This is a genomic window from Streptomyces sp. WELS2, from assembly GCF_013870595.1.
Taxonomy (GTDB): domain Bacteria; phylum Actinomycetota; class Actinomycetes; order Streptomycetales; family Streptomycetaceae; genus Streptomyces.
Window position 1 is genome coordinate 1 of sequence record NZ_JACBWZ010000207.1, and the last position, 8,777, is coordinate 8,777.

Genomic DNA, 8,777 nt, shown 5'->3' on the forward strand with positions numbered 1-8,777 from the left:
CCACCGGTGCCGCCGGCCCCCGCCCCCTCGGGGCGTCGAGGCCGGTCGGTGCGCTGTTCGGCGGCCTTCTCCTCGCGGCCCCCCGGCTTCCCGGGCCCTTCAGCCGGCAGCGGCTTTTCCGGCGCCACGCCTTCGTTCGGCTGCTGCGGCTGCGGCTCGTCGCTCATGTCGTGCACGGACTCCTGTTTCGCGTCGTACGTTCCCGTACGCCTCGTACGCTTCTGCGCTCCCCCTGCTTGAAGACTCTCGCACCTGGCGTTCCGTTCCCGGATTCCGGAATGGTTCCGGCGGAAAACGCGTGGCCGGCCGCCGGGTCGCCGGGCTAGGCTCCTGCGCTTCGGTGTCGAGTGGTCCGAGGAGGTCGACTGACGTGGGCGCGGGACGGTTGTACGCGACTGTCACGGCAGGGGGGTTCCGACGGTACGCGACCTACCGTGCCGCCACTGCGGCAGGGGTGTTCACGAACACCGTCTTCGGTCTGATTCTCGTCTACACCTACCAGGCGCTGTGGGACGAGCGGCCCCACCTCGGCGGCTACGACCAGGCGCAGGCGCTGACCTACGTCTGGCTGGGGCAGGCCTTCCTGTCGACGCTGGCGATCGGGGGCGGCGGGGTCGAGGACGAGCTGATGGAGCGGATCCGCACCGGGGACGTGGCGATCGACCTGTACCGGCCGGCCGACCTCCAGCTGTGGTGGCTGGCGGCGGACCTGGGCCGGGCGCTGTTCCAGTTGCTGGGCCGGGGCGTCGTGCCGTTCGTGTTCGGCGCGCTGTGCTTCCCTGTGTCGCTGCCGGCCGACGCGGGCCGGTGGGCGGCGTTCCTGGTGGCCGTCGTCCTCGCGATGCTGGTCGGTTTCGGCATCCGGTACCTGGTGGCGCTGAGCGCGTTCTGGCTGCTGGACGGCACCGGTGTCACCCAGATGGCGTGGCTGCTCGGCTACTTCTGCTCGGGCATGCTGCTGCCGCTGAACGTGATCCCGGGCGCTCTCGGCGAGGTCGTCCGGGTGCTGCCCTGGTCCTCGCTGCTGCAAGCCCCGGCGGACGTCCTGCTGGGGCACGCCGACCCGCTGTCCACCTATCTGTTCCAGGGCGCCTGGGCGGTCGTGCTGCTCGGTGCCGGGCGGCTGGCGCAGTCGGCGGCCACGCGCCGGGTGGTGGTGCAGGGTGGCTGAGGGGCGCTTCGGGCGGGCGGCCGAGGGGGTACGGGCGTACGGGCTGATCGCGGGGATGTGGGTGCGGTCCACGATGGCCTACCGCGCGTCCTTCGCCATGACCACGTTCGGGAACTTCGCGGCGACCTTCCTCGACTTCGTCGCGATCATGCTGATGTTCTCCCGGGTGGACGCGCTCGGCGGCTACCCGCTGCCCGAGGTGGCGTTCCTGTACGGGCTGTCGGCGACCTCCTTCGGCCTGGCGGACCTGCTGACCGGGTCGATGGACCGGCTGGGCCGGCGGGTGCGGGACGGCACGCTGGACACGCTGTTGGTGCGCCCGGCGCCGGTGCTGGCGCAGCTGGCGGCCGACCGGTTCGCGCTCAGGCGGCTGGGCCGGGTGACGCAGGGCGCGCTGGTGCTGGGCTGGTCGCTGACCCGGGTGGACATCGGCTGGACGGCGGACCGGCTGCTGCTGATGCCGGTGATGCTGGCGAGCGGCTGCGGGATCTTCTGCGCGGTGTTCGTGGCGGGGGCCGCGTTCCAGTTCGTGGCGCAGGACGCCTCGGAGGTGCAGAACGCCTTCACCTACGGCGGGACGACGCTGCTCCAGTACCCGCCGACGGTGTTCGCGAAGGAGCTGGTGCGCGGGGTGACGTTCGTGCTGCCGCTGGCCTTCGTCAACTGGCTGCCCGCCACCTATGTGCTGGGGCGGCCGTATCCGCTGGGCCTGCCGGAGTGGACCGCGTTCGTCTCGCCGCTCGTGGCGGTGGCGTGCTGCGCGCTCGCGGGGCTGGCCTGGCGGGCGGGACTTCGTTCGTATCGCAGCACAGGGAGCTGACGTGGGCGACTTCATCACGCTGGAGAACGTCGAGAAGGTCTTCCAGGTGCGCCGCAAGACCGGGTTCTGGCGGCGGGAGCGGCGCGAGGTGCGGGCGGTGGACTCGCTGTCGTTCACCGTGGCCCGCGGGGAGATGGTCGGGTACATCGGGCCGAACGGCGCCGGGAAGTCGACCACCGTCAAGATGCTGACCGGGATCCTGACGCCGAGCGCCGGGCGGCTGCGGGTGGCGGGCATCGACCCGGCGCGGGAGCGGACCCGCCTGGCGCACCGGATCGGGGTGGTGTTCGGGCAGCGGACCACGCTGTGGTGGGACCTGCCGCTGATCGACTCCTACCGGCTGGCGCACCGCATGTACCGCATCCCGGACGCCCGTTACCGGCGGAACCTGGACCGGCTGGTGGAACTGCTGGAGCTGGGCGCCCTGCTGGACGTGCCGGTGCGGCAGCTGTCGCTGGGGCAGCGGATGCGCGGGGACATCGCGGCGGCCCTGCTGCACGACCCGGACGTGCTGTACCTGGACGAGCCGACGATCGGCCTGGACGTCGTGTCGAAGGCCAAGGTGCGGGAGTTCCTGCGGGAGGTGAACGCCGAGCGGGGCACGACCGTGCTGCTGACCACGCACGACCTCCAGGACATCGAGCAGCTGTGCTCCCGGGTGATGGTGATCGACCACGGCCGGCTGGTGTACGACGGCGCGCTCACGGGGCTGCACGAGGCCGGGGAGAGCGAGCGGACGCTGGTGGTGGACCTGGAGCGGGAGCTGCCGCCGGTGGAGGTGCCGGCGGCCCGGGTGGTGCGGGTGGAGGGGCCGCGGCAGTGGCTGGCGTTCCCGGCGGGGCAGTCGGCGGCGCCGCTCGTCGCGCATCTGGCGGCCCGCTATCCACTGGTGGACCTGTCGGTGCGGGAGCCGGACATCGAGGCGGTCATCGCCCGGATGTACGCGGAGCGGACGGCGCCGTAGCCCGCCGGCCGGCTAGGGCCTGTCCGACGAGTCGTCGCCCGAAGGGCGGCCGCGCGGCGTCGGGTGCGTGCTCTCGGCGGGCCGGATCCAGGCCCTCGTACCGGACGTACTCGGGTCTGGGGCCGGTGCGGCGAGAATGCGTGCATGACGTCGCGTGGCAGACGGGAGTTGTCAGACGGGTCCTAGGACGCGCACACCTTGGTCAGTTCCCCGGCCGCGTCCGTCACCGGGCTCACGTCCGGTGTCGCGTCGCCGTTCCTGATCGCCGTACGGACGTTGTCCACGGCCTTGCCGAGGTGGTCCACGGCCTTGTCGACGTCGGCGTCGTCGGTCTTGTCGCCGATCCCGCGGAGGTTCTTCTCGATGGAGTCGAGCGCGGCGTCGGCCTTGGCGGGGTCGTTCGCGGCGTTCTCCACGGCCTGCTGGAGGTCGGTGACGCCGTCGGCGACGGCGTCGGCGGTCTGTACGCAGTCCAGCGCCTTGTCCACGGCGTCGCAGCCGGTGGTCAGGCCGGCGGTGAGCGCGACGGCGGCCACCGTGGCGGCGACGATGGCGACCCGGGCCCGGCGTGGGCGTGGGCGTCGGCTGGCGGGCATGGCGGGTTCCCCTCCCCTGGGACGGCCGGGCGCGCGGCGGTGGGCCGCGCGCCCGTATCCACAGGGACGCCACCGGGTCCCGGCGGGTTGCCGGCGGGACCCCTCAAGGCTCGTCAGGCGCGCGCGCTCTCCAGGGCCGCCCGCTGGATCGCGGCCAGCTCGGCGCAGCCGCCGACGGCGAGGTCGAGCAGGGCGTTCAGCTCGTCGCGGGCGAAGGGCTCGGCCTCGGCGGTGCCCTGGACCTCGACGAAGCGGCCGTCGCCGGTGCAGACGACGTTCATGTCGGTGTCGGCGCGCACGTCCTCCTCGTAGCAGAGGTCGAGCAGCGGGACACCGCCGACGATGCCGACGGAGACGGCGCTGACGGTGCCGGTGAGCGGCTGCCGGCCGGCCTTGACCAGCTTCTTGCCCTGGGCCCAGGCGACGGCGTCGGCCAGGGCGACGTAGGCGCCGGTGATCGCCGCCGTGCGGGTGCCGCCGTCGGCCTGGAGGACGTCGCAGTCGAGGACGACGGTGTTCTCGCCGAGCGCCTTGTAGTCGATGACGGCGCGCAGGGAGCGGCCGATGAGCCGGGAGATCTCATGGGTGCGGCCGCCGATCTTGCCCTTGACGGACTCGCGGTCGCCGCGGGTGTTGGTGGCGCGGGGCAGCATGGCGTACTCCGCGGTGACCCAGCCCTCGCCGCTGCCCTTGCGCCAGCGCGGGACCCCCTCGGTGACGGAGGCGGTGCAGAAGACCTTGGTGTCGCCGAAGGAGATGAGCACGGAGCCCTCGGCGTGCTTGCTCCAGCCGCGTTCGATGGTGACCGGGCGGAGCTGTTCGGGCGTACGGCCGTCGATGCGAGACATGCCGCCGAGCCTAGCCGTAGCGGACGAAGGGGCTCCTCCCGCGGTGGGAGAAGCCCCTTCAGGGTGAACCGGTGCGGTTCACATCATGTCTTCGATCTCCGCGGCGATCGGGTCGGCGTCGGTGCCGATGACGACCTGGATGGCGGTGCCCATCTTCACGACGCCGTGGGCGCCGGCGGCCTTCAGGGCGGCCTCGTCGACCAGGCTCGCGTCGGACACCTCGGTGCGCAGCCGGGTGATGCAGCCCTCGATCTCCTCGATGTTGTCGATGCCACCGAGCCCGGCGACGATCTTCTCAGCCTTGCTGGCCATATTCCTTCTCCCTGCTCAGAACCGCTTGGTCGCAGTAACCCACAGTTGGCCCATCTTCGCGAGCGGTCGTGCCGTCCGTGCCCAAGGATGGCGATCACAACAGCGGAACCGTCCGCCGACTGGTCTACACCACCGTGGGGAAGGTCGCCAAACCCATGAGCGCCGAGAGCACGGCCGGCCCCCTCCGGGCCCGCTGGAACGGCCTGTTCCAGGGCCTGCAGAAGATGGGCCGCAGCCTCCAGCTGCCCATCGCCGTGCTGCCGGCGGCGGGCATCCTGAACCGGCTGGGCCAGCCCGATCTGTTCGGCGCGGACGGCCTGGGCTGGACGGACGTCTCCAAGGTGATGAGCGGGGCGGGCGGCGCCCTGCTGGACGGGCAGCTCGGGCTGCCGCTGCTGTTCTGCGTGGGCGTCGCGATCGGCATGGCGAAGAAGGCGGACGGCTCGACCGCGCTCGCGGCGGTGACCGGCTTCCTCGTCTACTACGGCGTGCTGCGGCAGTTCCCCGAGGCGTGCCCGGCGGGCGCGAGGGTGGTGACGACCGGCTGCCAGGCGGCGAGCGGCACGGTGACCGCGTTCACCTACCAGAACCCGGGCGTCTTCGGCGGCATCGTCATGGGTCTGCTGGCGGCCTTCTTCTGGGCCCGCTACCACCGCACCCGCCTGGTGGACTGGCTGGGCTTCTTCAACGGCCGCCGGCTGGTGCCGATCATCACGGCGTTCACGGCGATCGTGTTCGCGGCGCTGTGCCTGCTGGTCTGGCCGGCCGTCGGGGGCGCCCTGGAGAGCTTCGGCGGGTGGCTGCGGGACGCGGGCGCCTGGGGCGCGGGCATCTTCGGGGTGGCCAACCGGGCGCTGCTGGTGGTGGGGCTGCACCAGTTCCTCAACGTGCCCATCTGGTTCCAGTTCGGCAGCTACACCAAGCCCGACGGCACGGTGGTGCACGGCGACATCAACATGTTCCTCCAAGGGGACCCGCACGCCGGCCAGTTCACCTCGGGCTTCTTCCCGGTCATGATGTTCGCGCTGCCGGCCGCCGCGCTGGCCATCACGCACTGCGCGCGGCCGGAGCGGCGCAAGGAGACCGGCGGCCTGATGCTGTCGGTGGCGCTGACCTCGTTCGTGACCGGCATCACCGAACCGCTGGAGTACTCGTTCCTGTTCGTCGCGCCGGCCCTGTACGCCGTGCACGCCGTGCTCACCGGGGTGTCGATGGCTGTGACCTGGGCGCTCGGGGTGCACGACGGGTTCAGCTTCTCGGCGGGACTGATCGACTATGTGATCAACTGGAACCTGGCGACGAGACCGTGGGCGATCATCCCGATCGGCCTGTGCCTGGCGACCGTCTACTACACCGTCTTCCGCGTCGCGATCACCCGGTTCGACCTGAGGACACCGGGGCGGGAGCCGGCGGAGGAGGCGGAGGACGTCACCAAGGTCTGAGGCCGGGTCAGCGCGGGTCCAAGGCGCACAGCGCGTAGCGCCGCGGTCGCGGAATCACGGGTTCCTTACGCCGCCTTCATCGTGCTACAACAGGTCTACACCACAGGTGGTGTAGACCAGAGACGCTGCCGTCCCCTTCCATGGTTCCCGGGCGGCGCCCTGCCCGATGGAGGAAGTATGACCACCGCCACCGAGTCGGCGGCCCCGGCCAAGAAGCCGGCGAAGAAGAAGGGGGCGGGCCTGCTCCAGGGCCTGCAGAAGGTCGGCCGCAGCCTGCAGCTCCCGATCGCCGTCCTGCCGGCGGCGGGCATCATGGTCCGCCTCGGCCAGGACGACATCTTCGGCAAGGACGGCCTGGGCTGGGACAAGGTCGCGACCGTCTTCAACGCCGCGGGCGGTGCCATCACCGGCAGCCTCCCCATCCTGTTCTGCATCGGTGTGGCCATCGGCTTCGCCAAGAAGGCGGACGGCTCCACCGCGCTCGCCGCGCTGGTCGGCTTCCTCGTCTACGACAAGGTGCTGCAGGCCTTCCCGGTGACCGAGGAGCACATCGAGAAGGGCAAGATCGTCGCGGCGACGTACAACAACCCGGGGGTGCTCGGCGGCATCATCATGGGTCTGCTCGCCGCCGTGATCTGGCAGCGGTTCCACCGCACCAAGCTGGTGGACTGGCTCGGCTTCTTCAACGGCCGCCGGCTGGTGCCGATCATCATGGCCTTCGTCGGCACCCTGGTCGGCGTGCTCTTCAGCCTCGTCTGGGAGCCCATCGGCGACGGCATCACCAGCTTCGGTGAGTGGATGACCGGCCTCGGCTCCGGTGGCGCCGCCCTGTTCGGCCTGGTCAACCGCGGTCTGATCCCGATCGGCATGCACCAGTTCGTCAACACCGTGGCGTGGTTCCAGCTCGGCGACTTCAAGAACGCCTCCGGTGAGATCGTGCACGGCGACATCACCCGGTTCCTCGCCGGCGACTCCTCCGCCGGCCTCTTCCAGACCGGCTTCTTCCCGATCATGATGTTCGGTCTGCCGGCCGCCGCGATCGCCATCGCGCACTGCGCCCGCCCCGAGCGCCGCAAGGCCGTGATGGGCATGATGGTCTCCCTGGCGCTGACCTCCTTCGTGACCGGTGTGACCGAGCCCATCGAGTTCACCTTCATGTTCATCGCCCCGGTCCTCTACGTCGTCCACGCGGTGCTGACGGCCGTGTCCATGGCGGTCACCTGGGGGCTGGGCGTCCACGCCGGCTTCAACTTCTCGGCCGGCGCGATCGACTACGTCCTGAACTGGAACCTGGCGACCAAGCCCTGGCTGATCATTCCGGTCGGCCTGGTGTTCGCGGCCGTCTACTACGCGGTCTTCCGGTTCGCGATCGTCAAGTTCGACCTGAAGACCCCGGGCCGCGAGCCCGAGGAGGAGGTCGAGGACCTCACCAAGGCGTGAGCGAGACGTGACGAAGGCCCCGGAGCCCATGGCTCCGGGGCCTTCTCGCGTGCCGGGGCGTCAGATCTCGTACGTCCGCCGGGGCACGGCCAGCTCCACCGGTCCGGGGAACACCTCGCGCGCGTGCCGCAGGTTGACCTGGGGGTCCGTCCACGGCGGGATGTGGGTCAGCACCAGCCGGCGGGCGCCCGCGCGGGCCGCCGTCTCGCCCGCCTCACGGCCGTTGAGGTGCAGGTCAGGGATGCTCTCCTTGCCGTGCGTGAACGCGGCCTCGCACAGGAACAGGTCGGTGTCCCGGGCCAGCTCGTCCAGCGCCTCGGTGACACCCGTGTCGCCGGAGTACGTCAGCGACTTCCCGCCGTGCTCCACGCGGATGCCGTACGCCTCCACGGGGTGGCGGACCCGCTCGGTGTGCACGGTGAAGGGGCCGATCTCGAAGGTGGAGGGCTTCACGGTGTGGAAGTCGAAGACCTCGCTCATGGAGGAGGCTGAGGGGGTGTCCGCGTAGGCCGTGGTCAGGCGGTGTTCGGTGCCCTCGGGGCCGTAGACCGGCAGGGGGTCGCACCGGCCGCCCTCGTGGCGGTAGTAGCGGGCCACGAAGTACGCGCACATGTCGATGCAGTGATCGGCGTGCAGGTGGCTGAGGAAGATCGCGTCGAGGTCGTAGAGACCGCAGTGGCGCTGCAGCTCGCCCAGGGCGCCGTTGCCCATGTCGAGAAGCAGCCGGAAGCCGTCGGCCTCGACGAGGTAGCTCGAACAGGCCGATTCCGCGGACGGGAACGACCCCGAGCAGCCGACGACGGTGAGCTTCATGAAGCAGAAACCTCCGTTGGCGCAAAAGCGGTGGGCAGGATGGTGGGGCCACTCGGACGAGGGGCTGAGGGGCTGTCGGGGGTCGTGCGGTCCGTCGAGCGTAAGGCGCGACGGCGCGGGTCGCTCCTCCGCCAGGGGCCGTTGTGGGCGAACTCACCTGCGCTGTCACCGGTTCGGCTGGACCGGGGGCGCAACGGGTTCCCGGGAGGGCGCGCGATGTGCGGCGCGCGCCGGTAACGTCGTCGTATGGACACGTCCTGGTGGCTGGCGCTCGCCGCGGTGGTGCTGCTCGCGCTGGTGGCCACGCTCGTCCCCGGGGTCAACATATCGGCACAGCTGTTTGTCGTACAAACGTTTTACTAGCACGTCCG

9 protein-coding genes are annotated in these 8,777 nt (G+C 71.0%); 5 read left to right on the plus strand and 4 right to left on the minus strand.

Annotation, left to right across the window (positions count from 1 at the left end; translation table 11 throughout):
- Nucleotides 1–370 precede the first annotated feature (370 nt).
- The 3 genes from H5J33_RS14780 to H5J33_RS14790 are packed head-to-tail and all read left to right on the plus strand — an operon-like array spanning nucleotide 371 to nucleotide 2,955.
- Complete coding sequence (locus H5J33_RS14780; protein WP_181795373.1) at nucleotides 371–1,171, plus strand: ABC-2 family transporter protein; 801 nt, start codon at nucleotides 371–373, stop codon at nucleotides 1,169–1,171.
- A complete protein-coding gene (locus tag H5J33_RS14785) occupies nucleotides 1,164–1,991 on the plus strand; it encodes an ABC transporter permease (RefSeq protein ID WP_309485406.1) in 828 nt (275 codons plus the stop codon). The genes H5J33_RS14780 and H5J33_RS14785 overlap by 8 nt, the downstream gene beginning before the upstream one ends.
- On the plus strand, nucleotides 1,972–2,955 hold the full coding sequence (locus H5J33_RS14790) for an ATP-binding cassette domain-containing protein (RefSeq protein WP_181795378.1): 984 nt from the start codon (nucleotides 1,972–1,974) through the stop codon (nucleotides 2,953–2,955). Before H5J33_RS14785 ends, H5J33_RS14790 begins: the two co-directional genes overlap by 20 nt.
- Nucleotides 2,956–3,137: 182 nt before the next feature.
- Here the strand turns inward: H5J33_RS14790 and H5J33_RS14795 are convergent, their stop codons facing one another.
- The 3 genes from H5J33_RS14795 to H5J33_RS14805 all read right to left on the minus strand — a co-directional run bounded on the left by H5J33_RS14795 (nucleotide 3,138) and on the right by H5J33_RS14805 (nucleotide 4,711).
- Nucleotides 3,138–3,551 (minus strand): hypothetical protein, encoded by a 414-nt coding sequence (locus H5J33_RS14795; protein ID WP_181795374.1) that lies wholly within the window; start codon nucleotides 3,549–3,551, stop codon nucleotides 3,138–3,140.
- A gap of 113 nt (nucleotides 3,552–3,664) precedes the next feature.
- Nucleotides 3,665–4,399 carry a ribonuclease PH gene (rph, locus tag H5J33_RS14800; RefSeq protein ID WP_181795375.1) on the minus strand — a complete coding sequence of 245 codons (735 nt, stop codon included), beginning with the start codon at nucleotides 4,397–4,399 and terminating at the stop codon, nucleotides 3,665–3,667.
- Between the two features lie 78 nt (nucleotides 4,400–4,477).
- Nucleotides 4,478–4,711, minus strand: coding sequence for a glucose PTS transporter subunit EIIB (locus H5J33_RS14805; RefSeq protein WP_030610403.1), 234 nt, complete (start codon nucleotides 4,709–4,711; stop codon nucleotides 4,478–4,480).
- A 155-nt stretch (nucleotides 4,712–4,866) separates the two neighbouring features.
- On the opposite strand from H5J33_RS14805, the gene H5J33_RS14810 reads away from it, so the two are divergent.
- Both H5J33_RS14810 and H5J33_RS14815 read left to right on the plus strand, forming a co-directional pair.
- Nucleotides 4,867–6,153: a PTS transporter subunit EIIC gene (locus H5J33_RS14810; RefSeq protein WP_181795380.1), complete on the plus strand. Its 1,287-nt coding sequence runs from the start codon at nucleotides 4,867–4,869 to the stop codon at nucleotides 6,151–6,153.
- A gap of 177 nt (nucleotides 6,154–6,330) precedes the next feature.
- Nucleotides 6,331–7,593, plus strand: a complete 1,263-nt coding sequence (locus H5J33_RS14815) for a PTS transporter subunit EIIC (protein WP_181795376.1) — start codon at nucleotides 6,331–6,333, stop codon at nucleotides 7,591–7,593.
- 60 nt (nucleotides 7,594–7,653) lie between these two features.
- On the opposite strand, the gene H5J33_RS14820 is transcribed toward H5J33_RS14815, so the two are convergent.
- On the minus strand, nucleotides 7,654–8,406 hold the full coding sequence (locus tag H5J33_RS14820) for an MBL fold metallo-hydrolase (RefSeq protein ID WP_181795377.1): 753 nt from the start codon (nucleotides 8,404–8,406) through the stop codon (nucleotides 7,654–7,656).
- Nucleotides 8,407–8,777 lie beyond the last annotated feature (371 nt).

What these genes read in the sequence shown, in the direction of transcription:
- H5J33_RS14795 (WP_181795374.1), bottom strand. Translation starts at nt 3,551, where the DNA reads ATGCCCGCCAGCCGACGCCCACGCCCACGCCGGGCCCGGGTCGCCATC.
- rph (WP_181795375.1), bottom strand. Translation starts at nt 4,399, where the DNA reads ATGTCTCGCATCGACGGCCGTACGCCCGAACAGCTCCGCCCGGTCACC.
- H5J33_RS14805 (WP_030610403.1), bottom strand. Translation starts at nt 4,711, where the DNA reads ATGGCCAGCAAGGCTGAGAAGATCGTCGCCGGGCTCGGTGGCATCGAC.
- H5J33_RS14810 (WP_181795380.1), top strand. Translation starts at nt 4,867, where the DNA reads ATGAGCGCCGAGAGCACGGCCGGCCCCCTCCGGGCCCGCTGGAACGGC.
- H5J33_RS14815 (WP_181795376.1), top strand. Translation starts at nt 6,331, where the DNA reads ATGACCACCGCCACCGAGTCGGCGGCCCCGGCCAAGAAGCCGGCGAAG.
- H5J33_RS14820 (WP_181795377.1), bottom strand. Translation starts at nt 8,406, where the DNA reads ATGAAGCTCACCGTCGTCGGCTGCTCGGGGTCGTTCCCGTCCGCGGAA.